Consider the following 16,672-nt stretch of genomic DNA (forward strand, 5'->3'; position numbering starts at 1 on the left):
GAGCGACCGCTATGACCAATTTCAGGAATTTGATGTTTGGAGCCGTGGCAACCACCATGCTGCTCGTCGGCGCCGCCAAGGCGGCCGACGATGTGAAGCTGCGCCTCAACTGGATGTACTACGGCTCCCATGCCGGCTTCGCCCTCGGCAAGGTGAAGGGGTTCTACAAGGATGCCGGCATCAACCTCGACATCCGTTCAGGCAACGGTTCGGGCTCGGCGCACCGCCTGGTCGCCAATGGCGACAGCGACTTTTCCTATGGCTCGTGCGGATCGATGGTGAACCTTGCCTCGCAGGGCGCCGCGCTGATCTCGGTAGCGGTGATCGACGCCATGGGGGCGGATGCGGTACTGGTTCGCCCCGACGCGGGCATCACCAAGATTTCCGACCTCAAGGGCAAGAAGCTGCTCACCACATCCAATGCCGGCGTCAACACGTTCTTCCCGATCGTACTGTCCACGGCCGGCCTTTCGCCTTCCGACATCACACTCACCAATGTCCCCGACGGCGCGCTCGTGTCGAGTTATCTGCAAGGCGCCGGTGATACGGTGGGCATGCTTGGCGGCATCGACGACAAGCCGGCCGAGATCAAGAAGAACGGCGGCGCCGCTCCGGTGATCTTTCCTTATTCGAGCTATGGCGTGAACCAGATCGGATATTGCATCGTGGCGCGCAAGGAGATGGTCGCGAAAAACCCGGATCTCGTGAAACGCTTCGTGCAGGCGACCATCAAGTCCTACAAGGCGGCCGAGGCCAATCCGGATGCCGCGATCGCGGCGATCGGCGACATCGTCGGCGGAACGATGAACGAGGACGAGGGCAAGGCGCAGGCGCGCGCGGTGCTCGATGTGACGCTCAGCCTTCTCTATTCGGCCGCTAACAAGGACAAGACGCTTGGCTTGAACGTGCCGTCGGATTGGGAAAGCATGGTGACGCTGATGAAGAAGTACAATGACCTCGACGCCAAGGTCGAGGCCACGCAATTCTACACTAACGACTTCGTCAAGTAATTGGCGGGCCGGAGTGGCTTGCCGTCACTCCGGTCCTCACTTCCGGCCGGGACCAGATTGAACCGTCGATGAATCCGCTTATCGAACTTACAGGCGTGCAGAAGGTGTTCGGGGCAGGCCCCGGCGCCCTGCATGCCTTCGGGCCGGTCGACATGAAGATCGAGAAGGGCGAGTTCGTCTCGCTGCTCGGTCCGTCAGGCTGCGGAAAATCGACCCTCATGCTGATGATCGCCGGGTTGCTGGAGCCCTCCGGCGGACGCATCGAGATCGACGGGCGCATAGTCGCCGGGCCGCAGACCGACATCGGCATCATGTTTCAGGACAACACGTTGGTGCCATGGCGCACGGTGCGGGGCAACATCGAGCTGCAGCTGGAACTGCGAGGCCTGTCGCCAGCCGCCCACCGCGCAAGCGTGGACGAGTTGCTCGCTTCGGTCCACCTCGAGGATTTTCAACGACGCTACCCGCACGAACTGTCCGGCGGGATGCAGCAGCGCGCCGCGTTCTGCCAGGCATTGGTGCATCAGCCCGCAACCATGCTGCTAGACGAGCCGCTCGGCAAGCTCGACGCGATGACTCGGGAAGCAATCCGCACCGATCTGCAGGCGCTGTGGATACAGCGCCATCCGACCGTTGTGTTCGTCACCCACTCGATCGAGGAGGCTATCCAGCTCTCCACCCACGTCGCCATCATCACGCCGCGCCCCGGACGCGTCGAACGGATCATTTCCGTCGATCTGCCTTATCCGCGCGATTTCGAGGTCAAGAGCAGCCCGCAATTCATCGGCTACGTCCGGCAGGCACAGGAGATATTTCGCGGTTATGGCGTCCTCTGATCGACCCTCTCCACCGGAGCGCGCCGTCCGCTGGATTGCGCGGTCATGGATGTCGATCGCCTTCTTCGCGGCGTTCTTCCTGATCTGGGAATATTCCATCGTCTGGTTCGGAATCCCGCGCTACATCCTGACGCCCCCATCGGTGGTCGTCACCAAGGGCTGGGCGGATATTGACCGGCTGCTCTACTACACCTGGATCACCGGCGTGGAGGTCGTGCTGGGTTATGCGGTGGCGGTGATACTGGCGCTACCGCTCGGTCTCGCCATCGCATTCTCGTCCATCCTGCGCCGCACGATCTATCCGTTTGTCGTCTGCGTCGAAATGGTACCCAAGATCGCCTTCGCGCCGCTCTTCATCTCCTGGCTGGGTTTCGGCCTGCTGCCCAAGGTGATCATCGTCTTCCTGGTCTGTTTCTTTCCCATCGTGCTCAACGCCATTCTCGCGTTCAGTTCGCTCAGCGAGGAACTGTCGCGCTTCAGCGTCTCGACCGGCGCGAATGCATGGCGCACCTTCGTCAAGGTCCGGCTGCCGGCAGCGCTGCCGCAATGCTTCGTCGGCTTCAAATACGCCGCGATCAACGCGACAGTCGGCGCTGCCATCGCGGAGTTCATCGGCTCAGACCAGGGGCTCGGCTTCTACATCCAGATCGTCACCGGCAACATGCGTCCGGACCTTGCCTTTGCAGGCATTTTTTTCCTGACAATCCTCGGCCTGGCTTTGTTCGGCCTGGTCACGCTCGCCGAGCGCCTTCTCATTCCCTGGCACATTTCGCTGCGACGCCAGTCGCACTGACCTCTCAATGCATCCGACGGAGACATAGACGTGACCCTGACCAAAGACAGCGCCCACGCACTCGCTTCCAAGCTGGCCCCGAACGGCCTTGCGTTCATCGACGGCAAGTTCGCCGCGGCAGCGGACGGCGCGACTTTCGACACCATCAACCCGGCGACCGGCAAGGTCATCGCAGCTGTGGCGCACTGCGGCGGCACCGATGTCGACCGCGCCGTCAAGGCTGCCCGCAAATCCTTCGACGACGGCGTCTGGTCGCGCGGGGCTCCCGAGTTTCGCAAGGAAGCGCTGTTGCGGCTCGCCGACCTCGTACGCGCCAATGCCGACGAACTCGTCGTTCTCGAAAGCATCGACAGCGGCAAGACCATCACCGACTGCGCCAACGAGATCGGGCGAGAGGTTCCGAACTTCTTTCAGTGGTATGGCGAACTGGCCGACAAGTCTTTCGGCAAGGTCGCGCCGACCGGAGAGAATGCCTTGGCCCTCATCGTCAAGGAGCCTGCCGGCGTCGTCGGTCTCGTCCTGCCATGGAATTTCCCGCTGCTGATGGCAGCCTGGAAGATGGCGCCCGCGCTCGCTGCCGGCTGCTCCGTTCTGGTGAAGCCCGCCGAGCAGACGCCGTTGTCCGTCCTGCGCCTCGCCGAACTCGCGCAGGAAGCCGGCATTCCGGACGGCGTGCTCAACGTGTTGCCCGGTCTCGGCGAAACCACGGGTCAGGCGATCGGCCGTCATCCCGATATCGACATCGTTTCCTTTACCGGATCGACCGAGGTCGGCGGTTATTTCCTGCGCTACGCCGGCGAGAGCAATCTCAAGGTGATTGGCCTGGAGATGGGTGGCAAAAGCCCGTTCATCGTGCTGGATGATGCCGATCTTACTGACGATCTGATCGAGCATGCCGCGATGTCCGCCTTCTGGAATGGTGGCCAGAACTGTTCCGCGAACATGCGGCAGCTTGTCGACCGCAGTCTGGCCGAGGAGTTCGCTCATCGCGTCACCGTCCGCGCCAAGGCATTCCGTGTCGGCGATCCACTCGACCCGGCGACCAATATTGGCGCCATGGTCACCGCCGAACACCGGACTCGCGTGATGGGCTATATCGAGCGCGGATCGGCCGAAGGTGCCCGCTTGCTGACCGGCGGCGGCTCGACGGGGCCAGGCTACTTCATCGAGCCCGCTGTCTTTGCCGATATGACGCCCACGATGAGCATCGCTCGCGAGGAGATATTTGGCCCTGTCCTCGGCGTCCTGCCGGTCGCTGGAATGGAGATGGCGCTTCAGATCGCACGCGATACCGACTACGGCTTGCACGCGACCGTGTTTACCAAGGATATCGACCGCGCCATCCACATGGCGCGGCGGCTGCCCTGCGGGACGGTCTCCGTCAACGGCTTTTCGGAAGGTGACGTCAAGACGCCCTTTGGCGGCTACAAGCGCTCCGGCTCGCTTGCCCGCGACAACGGCACCGAGGCCATGGATCAGTATCTGCAGACCAAGACGATCTGGATCAGTACCGCGCAGCCCTCGGTGTCCCTATGATGGATATTGCGGTCTGCGGCGCATTTGCTGACGAGCAGGTCGCGCGGCTCAGGGACGGCGCGGGTGATATTCCGGTCAGGTTGATGGAGGCCGAAGCCGACTGCCACAGCGCCATCGTTTTCGGCAATCCCGAGCCTGGCAAGGTTGCGGCAAACCCGAACCTGCGCTGGCTGCAACTGGAATCGGTGGGGTTCGGAGAATATGCGGGCCTCGACTGGAAACGCAGCCACGGTGAAACGCTGGTTACCAACCTTGCCGGCTTCTTTGCCAACCCGGTCGCTGAATCGGCGCTTGCCGGCATTCTCGCGCTCTATCGGGGTATCGACCGTCTGGTGCTTCTCCAGGCGGGCAAACAGTGGCTTGGCGATCCCTTGCGCACGCACTTGCGCGTGTTGCGCGGGGCGCGCGTCGTCCTGTTCGGCTATGGCGCGATCAACCGGCGGCTAGCTGAACTGCTGGCGCCATTCGGCTGCGCGATCACGCCGATCACGCGAGACGGTATCGCGGGGCTCGACAAGGCGCTTGCCGAGGCCGATCTGGTTGTGTGCACCGCACCTGCCACCCCCGCCACGTCGGGTCTTTTCGACGCCGTCCGACTGGCCAACTTGCCTCCAGGAGCGACCTTCTGCAATTTCGGACGTGGCTCGATCCTGGAAGAGGACGCGCTTGCCGACGCGCTTGAGCGAGGCCGGCTTGGCGGCGCCGTGATCGACGTGACCCGCGATGAACCCTTGCCTGCTGGGCACAGGTTCTGGACCTGCCCAAACATCATCCTAACGCAGCACTCAGGCGGCGGAACGACGGATGAGCTCGATCGCAAGATAGGTGTCTTCCTGGCCAACCTGGCGTGCTTTCGCGCCGGCACGCCACTCGAGGGCATCGTCGATTTTTCACGAGGATACTAATGGCCAAGATCACCAACATCCGCTGCGTCCTGTTATCGTCGGCCTACGCCGATGCGGACGATCCGGAAATCAAGGAATGCTTCCCCAATGGGCCCAAACGCACCATTGGCATGGTGGAGGTCACGCTGGACAATGGCGTGACCGGACTGGGCGAAGGTTACCTCGCCGTCTTCGCACCGCTGGTGTTCCAGGCGATCGTTGACCTTTGCCGTCCGCAGGTGATCGGCCGCGATGGCTTCGACATTGATCGCCGGGTCAAGGATCTTCGCAGCCTTTGCGATTACTGGTCGCTTCAAGGGGCCGCGCGCCACGTCATCGCGGCCTTCGAGATTGCGTTACAGGATGCCAAAGCCAAAAGCCTCGGTGTGCCCGTCTACACGCTTCTCGGTGGGGCGCAGGCCCAATCGATCCAGATCTACGGCTCGGGCGGCTGTTGCGATGCCAAGGAGCAGTTCCTGCGTGAGTTGGATATGCTGGGTTCGCTCGGTATCGAGATCTACAAGATCCGTTCGGTCAAGCGCGATATCCTGCGCACGGCCTGGGTGCTGGAAGAGGCCGGGCGACGCGGCATCAAGGTTGGCGTCGATATGTGCCAAAACCTTGCCGATCCGCCGCAGGCGGTAGACGATGTGGTGGCCTTCGTAGCGGCCGTCCACGCCATCACCGACCGGCGCATGGTGTTTGTCGAGGAAGCGCTTGGCCCTGACCAGCCTGATGCTTTTCGTGAACTGCGCGGCCGTATCGATGTGCCGGTCTGCGGCGGCGAGATTGTCACCACGCCCAAGGAGATGATCGAGCGCATCAACGCCGACGTCTATGACTTCGTCCAGCCCGACGCCTCGGTGATGGGCGGAATTTCGGCGGTCATGGACGTGTTCGAGGCGGCAAGGGCTAGGGGCACCGACGTTGTGGTGCATGCGTGGGGCGGTGCCGCCGCGATCATGGCCAGCTATCACGCGGCCTTCGCCGCGGGCGGAAAGCTGGTCGAATATCCGATGCTGTATTTTCCACTCGGCGCCGAGATGATCGGCGACCAGGGGCGCATCGAGGGTGGCCGCCTGATCCGCCCGAGCGCGCCAGGACTCGGTCTGACGCTCACCCCCGAGATGGAAGCGCGCTATCCTTTCGATGAAATGGCTGTCTATTCCTGCGTGCTGACGGACTGGGGCCCGCCACCGGACAGCTATTGGCGAGATTGACCCATTAGCCTCGTTATAAAATCCCAGTCACCTCGCTCAAGACAAGCGGAGGATCGGAGACTGGAGGGCCGCTCCTGTTTGGTCCCAGCAGTACGGACCCAAGATGCGAGCACAGTGGCGAGCGAGTGCCCGGCGGCGCTGGCGGCATTCAGTGCAGCCGCCAGCTTTTGGCGGAGGGGGCCGGCAACATTATTTCTCGCGAACGCGTTTATGATCTCGAAAGGGACGGTTTTCCTCTGGAGGCTGAACATGCATAGCTTCGAAATGATTGATCTGCTTTGCGTGGTCGAGGCCTGCAAACGCGATCGCGCGGTCGGGAATTTCGTGTCGATGGCTGAGGGCGTGGAGGAGTTGAGGGTGCTGACCGGCGATTTCATGTCATCGGACGACGTGGCGGCGAACGCCCTCTCGACGGTAGCTCTTGCGCGGGGCTGCTCGGTTTTGTTCGACGAACGGTGCTGAAATCCTTTCCTCACCAATCGTAGCGGCCCGACAGCCAGGGGGCTTGGCGGGCGGGCTGGCGGGCCTAACCGGCGAGGTTGGGGAAGTACACGCCGACTAGGGGCAGACCGAAGGCGATTTTGAAAAGGGCGAGCCCGACAGCACGGCCGATGCATTAGCCCTGATCGCGGCGGTGGTCCGTAGCGCCATAGACACTTTCTAGAAACTGAAGCCGGAGTATTCGCGCCGCAGCTTATGCCAGTCGCGCCACGGCGTGGGAGCAGAACTAACGCTCCCTCGCGCCGGATTGATGCGAGTAGACAGATAATACGCTTGGCTCAGCGTACGGCAAATATGCTCACCGACGCTGTCGGCACCTATTTTTTGCTGGAATTGTCTGCAGCGAGTTTGCGAGGCATCATAGCATCAGCGCCGGGAAATATAATCCGCCTGATTGAGTGAAGGGTTTGGCAAATGGGTGGCTTCATCCCGGTTGGATTCCGGAAAATTAATGAGTTCGCGGCGAACAACGGGGTGGAGAAAGTGGGGGCATTGCTTGTCGCTGGAGAGCTTGAGGCTTTTCGCTTAAATCCATCGGGCGAACTATTTCCCATCGAGCGCGCGGTTTGGAGCGGGCCTATAGCGACAGACATACTGTCGTTCGGAAAGGTCAATGGTCGGCATCTAGGCAAGTATTCACCAGAGAGTGGAGAGGTTGTCTTAGTCAGGGTGCCGAAAAAGGCGCCAAGGCCCATGGGGCCGGTGACTAATAAGGGAGGGCGGCCTACAAAATATGATTGGATTGCAGCCGCGGCGTTCTGCGCCATGTTCGTAGTTGAGAATGAATACCCACAACATCGCCGCACGCTTTCTGATGAGCTTGAGCGTTGGTTCTTAACCAACTGTCCTTCCCGGCCCGATCGCCGCGACATCGAAAGATTCGTTGACACAATGTACAAGAGCCGTCCGGTAAAACTCTAGGTCACCCGACGTTCACCGTTGTTCCCGATGGTTTCGGTCGCGGCGCTGTCGGATTGAGCCTACGGGCGCATCCTCGGGAATGTCAGCAACTGCGGCAAACCAATCCCTTTTCAAGAGCAGCTGCGGCTTCGAGATTGACGGCTCATGGTCATTGCCGGGCCGTTTCACCAATTTGCCGCTAGAGGTGAGCGACCAAGACCACAGAACAGTAAAGAGGGAATTCTTAACTTGCCGCGTGCAACCTTAAGTGGGGGTAGCCTTTTTTCGGCTAATGCCTTCAGGGGATGTCATGCGTTCGACGCTCTCGCTTCGAGCATTGCTTACGCTGTTCACTACGGCGTTTGTCGTGATTGTGCTCGGTCTGGCGGTATATGCCTCGTTGAGGTTGGTTGAAATTCAAAGCACGACCGCTGCCGTTGGCAAAAAATGGCTGCCATCGATGCAGACACTCTACCAGCTTGATGATCGCGTTACTGAATTCAGGATGTCCGAGATTTATCGTGCGCTAGCGCCCGACCAAAAAACAAAGGATCAGATAGAGTCGATGGCCGACGACCACCGGCGCGCCATCGAATATCTTGAAGACGATTATGCGACTGCCCTGGGCCAGAGCCACGGGTCGGACCTTGACCCATTCCGGCTGCAACTCACAGCTTATCTTGCGCTACATGACGCGTGGACAGGAGACCGCGCCAGCGGTGCGGCTGACATGCCGGCTCGAAATGACAGTGCGTCGGAACGACTCTTTCAAAGCACTGTCGATTCCCTAGATCGACAGATAGATCGCAACAAATCCGAGGCGCGAACAGCGGTGAATGACGCCGCGCAGATCGTGCACAACACACTGCTAATAATGCTTGCGATATCTGGCGCTGCTACTCTTTTCGCGATTTGGATTTTAGTCTGCGTTCGTCAAAAAATCACGGGTCCGTTGGGTGCAATAACCCAAGCGCTTTCCGGTCTTGCTGGCGGAAACCGTGACGTTCGAGTCCCGGAAATCAATCGTAGTGATGAAATCGGCGACATGGCAAAGGCATTTGACGTCTTTCGGGCTAACGCGCTCGCTCTGGAACATGCTCACGAGGCGACGCAGGCGGCTCAGGAACAAGCCCAGGCGCTGGCGCGACATGATCCCATGACAGGTTTGCCAAATCGTCGAGTTTTCTTTGGCGATCTGGAATCTGCCGTTGCCCGTGCGAAGCAAGGTTCTACGATCTGCTCGGTGCTCATGGTCGATCTTGATCGATTTAAGCCGATCAACGACCTGCAAGGCCACCCGGTCGGCGATCTCGTCTTGTGCGAAGTTGCAAGTCGCCTCCGTGAGGCTGAGGGAAAGAACCACACGGTCGCTCGTCTGGGTGGCGACGAGTTTGCGATTATCATCGAGACGGACGTGCCGACGCACCGCGAGGTTGTGCTCCGCCTGGCCGGCAAAGTGCTCACAGCTATCAGGGAACCCATCACTGCCGCCGCAAGCAGAGTCGAGATAAGCGCGAGCATCGGCATCGCATCCTGCCCAGGTGACGGGGATGATCCCGAAAGCCTGTTACGCGCGGCTGACATCGCAATGTATCGAGCAAAGCGCGACGGCAGTGACACGTTCCGCTTCTTTGAACAGAGCATGGATGAAGAGCTGCGAGGACAAGCATCTCTTGAGATGGACTTTAGGACGGCGCTTGCCGCAGGAGAGATAGAGCCTCACTATCAACCCCTTGTCGATATGCGAGATCGCAGCATTTACGGATTTGAAATGCTGGCTCGATGGCAGCATGCAGTGCGCGGGTCGGTTCCCCCTGACGTGTTTATCCCGATTGCAGAGCATCTTGGTCTTATTGGCGATCTCACGTGGTCGATACTTCGCAGGGCATGCCAGGATGCTAAACAATGGCCTGAGAACACTACCGTGGCTCTCAATGTATCACCCATACAACTAAGAGACGCTGCCTTTCCGACCCAAATTCTCGCGATCTTGAACCAAGAGGGCTTCCCTCCCGCGCGTTTAGAAATCGAAATTACTGAGACCGCACTTATAAGTGACATCGAAACCGCCAAGTTGGTCCTGAGGGCCTTAAAGGTGATAGGAATAAAGGTGTCGCTCGATGATTTCGGCACAGGGTATTCAAGCCTCTACCATTTGCGCGAACTGAAGTTCGACAAAATCAAGATCGACCGCTCATTTGTTCAATCGATGCCGCTAAACAGTGAAAGCGAGAAGATCGTCGATGCAATCCTGAGCCTGGCAAAAAGTCTTGGTCTCCCAACTGTGGCCGAAGGCATTGAGGACCCTGACGTACTTGGGCAGCTGACCGCAATGGGATGCGATTTTGGCCAAGGATACTATTTCGGCAAGGCTATGACGGCGGAAAAGGCGAGTGAATTGCTTTGCAAGCACAAAAATGATGAATTGGTAGCTTAGCCTGCTTCAGCAGAGATCGGCGCAACTAGAATATGGGCCTGATTCCTTGCTTAACGACAACGGCAAGTCGGAGGACCATTTGGTGATGGCTGCGGTCCTCCTCGCTTCGATCAAAGACGGGACGCCTCGGCTGATCTGCTGATCTGCTACCAGGGACATAGACGAAGCGACGGCAATCGGTGAAATGTCGAGGCTGCGATGAACGTTAGTTCGGCTCAATCGCGATTGTGCTTCGCTGCTCGTCTCACTAACGCGCTGTGGTGGGGGATGCGCAGGCGCTCCGCCAGATCCCCGCAAAGCGCTTGCATCGTCCCTACGCCAGTATGAACTGGATCAGGTTCAACGGGTCACGGTGCCGCGAACCAGCAGCATTTCAGCCCTTAGCGGGGCTCCCCTGATGAATGCGTCAAATTGAACGGTCGCCGCCATATTTGTGAAATGCATCCGGCGCGGTCGCTGCCCGATGGTGATCGGTTATGCGCTGAGGCGGTGTCGATCAATTCGGCAGCAAGCATAGGCACTGGCAGGGTCGAGTTTCAGGCGAAATGCGCCAGACGCGCTATCAACCTTTTGGACGGCGGTCCTGATTGACCTTGACGTTCAATCCGACCGGCTATCGACCAGTCGCGTCGCCGCAGAGCCAAGAACAGCCTGACGGCGATAGCTTACTCTCAACAACTTGCCTGGGCATATTCGGATGTGCCCAGCATTGAGGCCGATTCATCTGCAATTAGTACATCTGGAATATTCTTCGCCACTTCCAGTCTGCAAGGCAGCTCTCTTTGCTTTGCTCCAAGCGCCAAACCGGAGGAACTCTGTTTGGTCACGAAATCATCCAGGCAAGCCGACGAAGCACCCGAGTCGGCGGGTCTGGCCGCCCTGACAAAATTGGCGGCCGTCTCGCATGAAATCCTCGAGCGCGAGCTTCAGGCCACGATCGCCGCGCTCAAGGGGCAGGCGCTTCGTTTCGAGACGTTGATCAACAACATCTCGCAAGGTATCTGCTTTTTCGACGTTGATGAACGGCTGATCCTGTCCAACCGTCGCTATGCGGAGATCTACCGCATTGCGCCCGAGCAAATGCAGCCGGGCCTGACACTGGGTGAAATCGTCGAACGCCGCATCGCTGCCAGGACATCCGCTATGGCTGCCGACGCCTATCTCGCATTGGCGCGGTCGGTCAATTCGAGCACGGCTGCGAGAACCTGGATGGCCAATCTTGCCGACGGCCGGACAATTCAGATCTGCCACCAACCTATGCCCGATGGCGGTTGGGTGGCCACGCATGAGGACATTACGGAACTCACCGCGAATCGTCTGATCGCGGACGAGCGCATCTCGCTGCAGACGCTAATCGACTGGGTGCCCGATTACCTGTGGGTCAAGGACGCTGAAAGCCGCTTCGTCGTGGTCAACAGCGCCCTTGCGTCCGACAGTGGCCGGGAGAAGACAAGCGACATGATCGGTTTGACCGATTTTGATCTCCATGCCCCGGAACTTGCGCAGAAATTTCGCCTGATCGAGCAGAACGTCGTCAACAGCGGACAACCGATGATCGACGAGGAAGAGTTCATCGTAGATGCCTTGGGCGCCGGCAAATGGCTCTCGTCGACGAAGGTACCGTTGCGCAATCTTGAGAACGAGATTTTCGGTCTTGTCGGCATCGCCCATGACATCACTGCCCGAAAGCAGGCTGACGTCCTTCGAAACGGGCAGGCGCATATCCTGGAAATGATCGCGATGAGCGCTCCGCTCGAGGACGTGCTCGACCACCTCATGCGCCTCGTTGAATCCCAGCTGACGGGCATATTCGGTTCCGTCTTGCTGCTCGACAAGGACGGCAGCCATTTGCGGCACGGTGCGGCGCCGAGCCTGGCGAAAGACTATACGAGCGCGATCGACGGGATCGCCATCGGTCCCAAGGTGGGATCCTGCGGAACCGCCGTCTACCGGCGGGAGCCGGTCATTGTCGCCGACATCATGCAGGATCCCCTGTGGGAGGATTACCGTGAACTGGTGGCCGCCCACGGCTATCGTTCGTGCTGGTCGACACCGATCCTGTCACATCAGGGCGCCGTGTTGGGTGTCTTTGCGATGTATTCGATGACGGTGCGCGAACCGATAGAGTCCGAGACGCGGCTCATTGATTTCACGACCCGCATCGCCGGGATCGCCATCGAACGCAAACTGGCTGAAGATCAGATCCACTTCATGGCCAATCATGATGTGCTTACCGGGCTTCCCAATCGCGCCTTGCTGGGGGATCGGCTCTCGCAAGCCGTCCTGTACGCAAAGCGGTACGACCGCGGGGTGACGGTGGTGTTCATCGATCTGGACAATTTCAAGCTCGTCAACGACACGCTCGGCCACAATGCCGGAGACGAACTCCTGAAGATTGTCGCCAGCCGCATGGTCGAATGCGTAAGGGCGACCGACACCGTTGTGCGACTTGGTGGCGATGAATTTGTCATCGTCCTGTTCGATCAACCGACGAATGTCGATCTCATCTCGGAGACCTTGCAAAAGATCCGCACAGCGATTGCAGAGCCGGTTCATCTCGGAGAGCATCAATTGCGAACAACAGCCAGCATCGGCATCGCGAACTACCCCAAGGATGGCGCGAACCCGGAAGCACTCCTGGCCAATGCCGATGCAGCCATGTATCGGGCGAAAGAGTTCGGCCGCGACAATTTCCAGTTTTACGCTCCCGAATTCAACTCAAGGGCGCATGAAAAATTCGTGCTTCAGGAGGAGTTGCGAAACGCCCTAGCCCGCTCGGAATTCGCGCTGCTCTATCAGCCGCAGGTCGATCTTCGCTCAGGGCGCGTCTTTGCGGTAGAAGCGTTGATCCGCTGGAACCATCCGACACTGGGCGTGGTAGCGCCGATGACGTTCATCCCGACGGCCGAGGAGACAGGTCTGATCGTGCCGATCGGCGACTGGGTTCTGCATGAAGCCTGCCGGCAGAACAAGGCCTGGCAGGATGCGGGTCTGCCGCCGATGACTGTTTGTGTGAATGTGTCGGCACGGCAATTCAGGGAAAGGAACCTGGTCGGTCGCGTCGTCAATGCACTCAGGGACAGCGGTCTGGAGGCCAGATATCTGGAGCTGGAGGTGACCGAAAGCCTTATCATGCAGGATATCGAATTGGCGGTCGCCACGATGAACGAACTGCAAGGCCTGGGCGTTCAGATCTCGATCGACGATTTCGGAACGGGCTATTCCAGCCTCAGTGCACTCAAGACCTTTCCAGTTGCGCGGCTAAAGATCGACAAGTCCTTCATCAACGACGTCGCCGACGACGAGAACGATCAGGCTGTTGCCAGCGCCGTGATTTCGTTGGGTCAAAAGCTGAATATGAGGGTCATTGCCGAAGGCGTCGAAACAGACGATCAAGTGGCCTTCCTGCTCAAAAACAATTGCGATGAAATGCAAGGCTATCACTTCAGCAAACCAGTCTCTGCCCGGGACATCGAGAATTTGCTCGATCAGAGCGACTACATTGACCGAGCATCTGATGGGCCCGGGGCTGACGATGGTTCTAATTCCGAGGCTGCCAGTTAACGATCTTTCGCCCGCATCAATCTCTGATCCAGAGCGGGAAGCAGATTGTTGAAGCCGGTGATCCCCATCGCGTCGCGTATGTTAATTCCGACGTCGCGGACCACATCGGAGAGATCGTGCTCCTTTGGCGGCTCAGCAACAATCCTGGCGCAATTGCTTTTCGTCTCCCCATTCACCTTGGCCGATGGGGGTACCTTGTTGTACGGGAATGATAGAACTAAATTTTTATTATATTTGTTTTATCTGATTTTTGAAATAATCATCCATGTTGTATCCAAACATGCTTCATGGTGAAATCTATGCCCCGGCTTGCTCGTTGTCAGGACAGCACTGCTTGGAATTCGCAATTGCCGCAATTTAAAGGGAGGCCTCGAATGACAAGAATGTTCAAATGTCTCGCTGGCAGCCTTGCGAGCGGAGCTGTTCTCGCACTGCTATGCATGCCAGCCAATGCAGCTGGAATTAGTATAGGCGGCGTCGGGGGCGTATCCGTCGGTGGCGGGAGCGCTAGCGCCAACGTCGGCGGTTCCGGTACACCGGCCAACGGTAGTGCCAATGCCTCAATCGGTGACAACAGCGCCAACGCGACTGCCTCAATCGGCAGCTCTGGCGTGACGCCTGCTGTCGGGGGAACAAACGGGGTTGCCAATGTAACACTCGGGACCGATAACGCCACCGCAGCGGTCGGAACCGGGACCAATCTGGGTGTCGGCGTTGGCGTCGGGACCGCTCCACCGACCATCGGGACTCCCATCCCAATCTGCCTGGCATCGCTGCCAACGTCTCGAGCGGCCAGCTGGCGCGGATGAAGAAGCGCTGCGTCGATTGTCATCAACAACGAGGGCACGTATGATAACGACCTGCGTCAACTTTGCCTGCAACTGGCTCGGCGCTGAAGAGGAGATCTAAAACCTCCTGGAGCTGCTGACACTCCAGCTTCGAAGGAGGAGGCCCGCCGCGCCGAAAGGCGCGGCGGGCTTTTCGTGAGATGGCGCAATGTCCAGCGTGTCCATGATGCGCGACCTGCGACGCGGCTCTAATGTGATATTGTGTGTTTGACGCCGGTCTCAGGTTACTTGCGGTGGCGGCCTGCAAATTTTTTCAGCTTGGTCCAGCGCAGCAGCCGGATCCTTTGCGGTTTGGCTTTTCATGATCTTTGCCGCAGTGTCGATCAGACAGGCCACATAATCATCTTCCTGGTCGGCAATCTCCCTATTGATGACGCTCACCATTCCCAGCAATGCTGTTGCCACTACTATAGGGACGACTTGCTGTGGTCGTGGTTTTGCAGCTCGGCCTGTTCGTTCGCGGAGCCTCGTCCAGATTAACGATGCCATTTTTTGCCTGTCTAAGCTGGGATACTGAACTGCCCTTCGGTCAATTGCCGTTGCCATATCGGCGTTCGAGCGCATCGGCAATGCGCTCACAGAGGAGCTCTGCCGTAACGGCAGTGAGGTGGAGACGAACGCGGCCGCTTTCGAGGTCGACCAGTGTCACACAGACCCCGGAATCAGAATATCCACCGAGATCGAGGACGTCATTGACGACGAAGTCGATTGTCTCATCCACTTGTTCACTCCTGACTGCTGGTCGGCTGTATCGGTGGCTCGCCAGGAAGGCCGAGCCTATTTCGGTGGCTGTGTGCGAAATTCTCGGCGTGAACCTGCGTCTTGAACACTTGAACTGTTGCCTTGCCGTCCTCAACGATGCGAACGATCCATTGGTCATCGACGTGTTTGACCAGCACGTCGTTTGGTTCTCCAGCCACCATCCCCGTCCTCATTATCGGCGCCTCAACGCGAGATTTTTCGCGCGTCTTTCGGGGATGAACCCGCCTACTTGACGTTGCGTCAATCTAAGATTTTGTGATGGCAGTTCCAAGTCAAATTGATGGTGCGGACGAACCAGCATCCACAGGGCCAGAGCGCGCGATTTTTTACTCTAGCAGCGCGTTTGCTCCTCCGACGTTCGGTTTCGCGTGTTAAGCCTGCATTAATTATCCACAGCTAATGTCAATGACGGACGCGTATTCAGTCCTTTGTGCAAAACCCGCCGCTCTTCCTTCAAGAGCGGCGGGTTTTTCTTTCGGCGTTGAAGCCCCGCAACAGCGCTAACCGCAGCGATACGTCCGGGCCTCGCCAACGCTGCGGCTTACGAAGCCGTAAGTCGCCAAGCCGTTCGCAAAAAAGCCAAATCGCCATGCCCTCGCAGGGCATTGGCGGACTCCAAAGCGCTTGAGAGAAGCCCGCCGCCGCCCGCCGGTTTTTTGTCGGATCTGATCGCCGGCCCTGCCAGGGCGAGCCTTCCTTGAGAGCTACGCAACAAAACCCGGCTCTACTGGCTATTGCTATAACATTTCACCCGTTGGCTTCGGTGGGTTATTCGTTCGAAGGCGGGCTTGCCAGTGTTCTGCTCGTGCGCAATATTTTGCCTTGGAGAAATGATGCGCGAATTACCAATAGATATCGATGCTGATGTTGTGTTGGCTCTTGGGCAGGCGCTCGACGATCATGCAAAGATGGCATCTGTCTCGATTGCGGATCTTGTAAAGCAAATCCGCACCGACTTTGTCACACCGCTAAGCGACGACGATATAGAAGAGCTGGTCATCGAAATGGCGGCATCGCGCGGTCTTGCCGTCCTGCTAGATCGGCATGTGGATTGAAGCATCCGGGAACCGAATCGTTTGCCGCGATTGGAATCGCGCTCTTGTACGAGTTCGCTCATGCGTTTCGACGCATGTCGGCAGGGCCGGCACCTGCTACAAATATCCGGCTCCTCTCGACCATGGACATCCCGACAGCGGTCCTAAGGAGCCCGGCTGGCCCGTACCGACGTAGCTCCTTCATACCGTCAACTTGCACTAAGAAGCGGCGATGCGCACACCGAAGATGCGGGCTGGCGCGAGGTAGCGAAGCTCGTCCTGCGCATCGATCCTGACAAGGGGCCTGAGCGTGCTTTCTGGGCTTGGGAGGCTTATCTGGCCCATGC

Annotated in this window: 14 protein-coding genes and 1 riboswitch; of the genes, 11 read left to right on the forward strand and 3 right to left on the reverse strand. The window is 58.8% G+C overall.

Features of this window, described 5'->3' with window-relative positions:
* Nucleotides 1–11 precede the first annotated feature (11 nt).
* The 10 genes from FCU66_RS32235 (at nt 12) to FCU66_RS32280 (ending at nt 13,681) form a co-directional block, all read left to right on the forward strand.
* Complete coding sequence (locus FCU66_RS32235) at nt 12–1,010, forward strand: ABC transporter substrate-binding protein (protein ID WP_136617776.1); 999 nt, start codon at nt 12–14, stop codon at nt 1,008–1,010.
* 68 nt (nt 1,011–1,078) lie between these two features.
* Nucleotides 1,079–1,846, forward strand: coding sequence for an ABC transporter ATP-binding protein (locus FCU66_RS32240; RefSeq protein WP_136617775.1), 768 nt, complete (start codon nt 1,079–1,081; stop codon nt 1,844–1,846).
* A 49-nt stretch (nt 1,847–1,895) separates the two neighbouring features.
* Nucleotides 1,896–2,639 (forward strand): ABC transporter permease, encoded by a 744-nt coding sequence (locus FCU66_RS32245; protein WP_136617774.1) that lies wholly within the window; start codon nt 1,896–1,898, stop codon nt 2,637–2,639.
* Nucleotides 2,640–2,669: 30 nt separating this feature from the next.
* Entirely contained in the window at nt 2,670–4,175 is a 1,506-nt protein-coding gene (locus FCU66_RS32250) for an aldehyde dehydrogenase (RefSeq protein WP_136617773.1), read from the forward strand.
* On the forward strand, nt 4,172–5,080 hold the full coding sequence (locus tag FCU66_RS32255) for a D-2-hydroxyacid dehydrogenase (RefSeq protein ID WP_136617772.1): 909 nt from the start codon (nt 4,172–4,174) through the stop codon (nt 5,078–5,080). The genes FCU66_RS32250 and FCU66_RS32255 overlap by 4 nt, the downstream gene beginning before the upstream one ends.
* Entirely contained in the window at nt 5,080–6,279 is a 1,200-nt protein-coding gene (locus tag FCU66_RS32260; RefSeq protein ID WP_136617771.1) for a mandelate racemase/muconate lactonizing enzyme family protein, read from the forward strand. The genes FCU66_RS32255 and FCU66_RS32260 overlap by 1 nt, the downstream gene beginning before the upstream one ends.
* 249 nt (nt 6,280–6,528) lie before the next feature.
* Entirely contained in the window at nt 6,529–6,741 is a 213-nt protein-coding gene (locus FCU66_RS32265) for a hypothetical protein (protein WP_136617770.1), read from the forward strand.
* A 453-nt stretch (nt 6,742–7,194) separates the two neighbouring features.
* Nucleotides 7,195–7,701: a hypothetical protein gene (locus FCU66_RS32270; protein WP_136617769.1), complete on the forward strand. Its 507-nt coding sequence runs from the start codon at nt 7,195–7,197 to the stop codon at nt 7,699–7,701.
* Between the two features lie 289 nt (nt 7,702–7,990).
* The gene (locus tag FCU66_RS32275) at nt 7,991–10,117 is read left to right on the forward strand and encodes a putative bifunctional diguanylate cyclase/phosphodiesterase (RefSeq protein ID WP_168991852.1); all 2,127 of its coding nucleotides are present in this window, start codon (nt 7,991–7,993) and stop codon (nt 10,115–10,117) included.
* Nucleotides 10,118–10,409: 292 nt separating this feature from the next.
* Nucleotides 10,410–10,523, reverse strand: a riboswitch (TPP riboswitch).
* Nucleotides 10,524–10,816: 293 nt separating this feature from the next.
* Entirely contained in the window at nt 10,817–13,681 is a 2,865-nt protein-coding gene (locus FCU66_RS32280; protein WP_246094122.1) for an EAL domain-containing protein, read from the forward strand.
* Between the two features lie 1,067 nt (nt 13,682–14,748).
* Here FCU66_RS32280 and FCU66_RS41415 read toward each other — a convergent pair.
* From FCU66_RS41415 to FCU66_RS32295, 3 genes are all read right to left on the reverse strand, one after another.
* Nucleotides 14,749–14,913, reverse strand: coding sequence for a hypothetical protein (locus FCU66_RS41415; protein ID WP_168991851.1), 165 nt, complete (start codon nt 14,911–14,913; stop codon nt 14,749–14,751).
* 145 nt (nt 14,914–15,058) lie between these two features.
* Nucleotides 15,059–15,250: a hypothetical protein gene (locus FCU66_RS32290; protein WP_136617767.1), complete on the reverse strand. Its 192-nt coding sequence runs from the start codon at nt 15,248–15,250 to the stop codon at nt 15,059–15,061.
* A 4-nt stretch (nt 15,251–15,254) separates the two neighbouring features.
* Entirely contained in the window at nt 15,255–15,428 is a 174-nt protein-coding gene (locus tag FCU66_RS32295; protein WP_246094123.1) for a hypothetical protein, read from the reverse strand.
* Between the two features lie 696 nt (nt 15,429–16,124).
* Between FCU66_RS32295 and FCU66_RS32300 the strand changes: the two genes are divergently transcribed.
* The gene (locus tag FCU66_RS32300) at nt 16,125–16,346 is read left to right on the forward strand and encodes a hypothetical protein (protein WP_136617765.1); all 222 of its coding nucleotides are present in this window, start codon (nt 16,125–16,127) and stop codon (nt 16,344–16,346) included.
* Nucleotides 16,347–16,672: the final 326 nt, after the last annotated feature.

The organism is Mesorhizobium norvegicum (genome assembly GCF_004919685.1).
Taxonomy (GTDB): Bacteria; Pseudomonadota; Alphaproteobacteria; order Rhizobiales; family Rhizobiaceae; genus Mesorhizobium; species Mesorhizobium norvegicum.

Excerpts from the sequence above, each read along its gene's own strand:
- FCU66_RS32235 (WP_136617776.1), top strand. The coding sequence starts at position 12 with ATGACCAATTTCAGGAATTTGATGTTTGGAGCCGTGGCAACCACCATG.
- FCU66_RS32240 (WP_136617775.1), top strand. The coding sequence starts at position 1,079 with ATGAATCCGCTTATCGAACTTACAGGCGTGCAGAAGGTGTTCGGGGCA.
- FCU66_RS32245 (WP_136617774.1), top strand. The coding sequence starts at position 1,896 with ATGTCGATCGCCTTCTTCGCGGCGTTCTTCCTGATCTGGGAATATTCC.
- FCU66_RS32255 (WP_136617772.1), top strand. The coding sequence starts at position 4,172 with ATGATGGATATTGCGGTCTGCGGCGCATTTGCTGACGAGCAGGTCGCG.
- FCU66_RS32260 (WP_136617771.1), top strand. The coding sequence starts at position 5,080 with ATGGCCAAGATCACCAACATCCGCTGCGTCCTGTTATCGTCGGCCTAC.
- FCU66_RS32265 (WP_136617770.1), top strand. The coding sequence starts at position 6,529 with ATGCATAGCTTCGAAATGATTGATCTGCTTTGCGTGGTCGAGGCCTGC.
- FCU66_RS32270 (WP_136617769.1), top strand. The coding sequence starts at position 7,195 with ATGGGTGGCTTCATCCCGGTTGGATTCCGGAAAATTAATGAGTTCGCG.
- FCU66_RS32275 (WP_168991852.1), top strand. The coding sequence starts at position 7,991 with ATGCGTTCGACGCTCTCGCTTCGAGCATTGCTTACGCTGTTCACTACG.
- FCU66_RS41415 (WP_168991851.1), bottom strand. The coding sequence starts at position 14,913 with ATGGTGAGCGTCATCAATAGGGAGATTGCCGACCAGGAAGATGATTAT.
- FCU66_RS32300 (WP_136617765.1), top strand. The coding sequence starts at position 16,125 with ATGCGCGAATTACCAATAGATATCGATGCTGATGTTGTGTTGGCTCTT.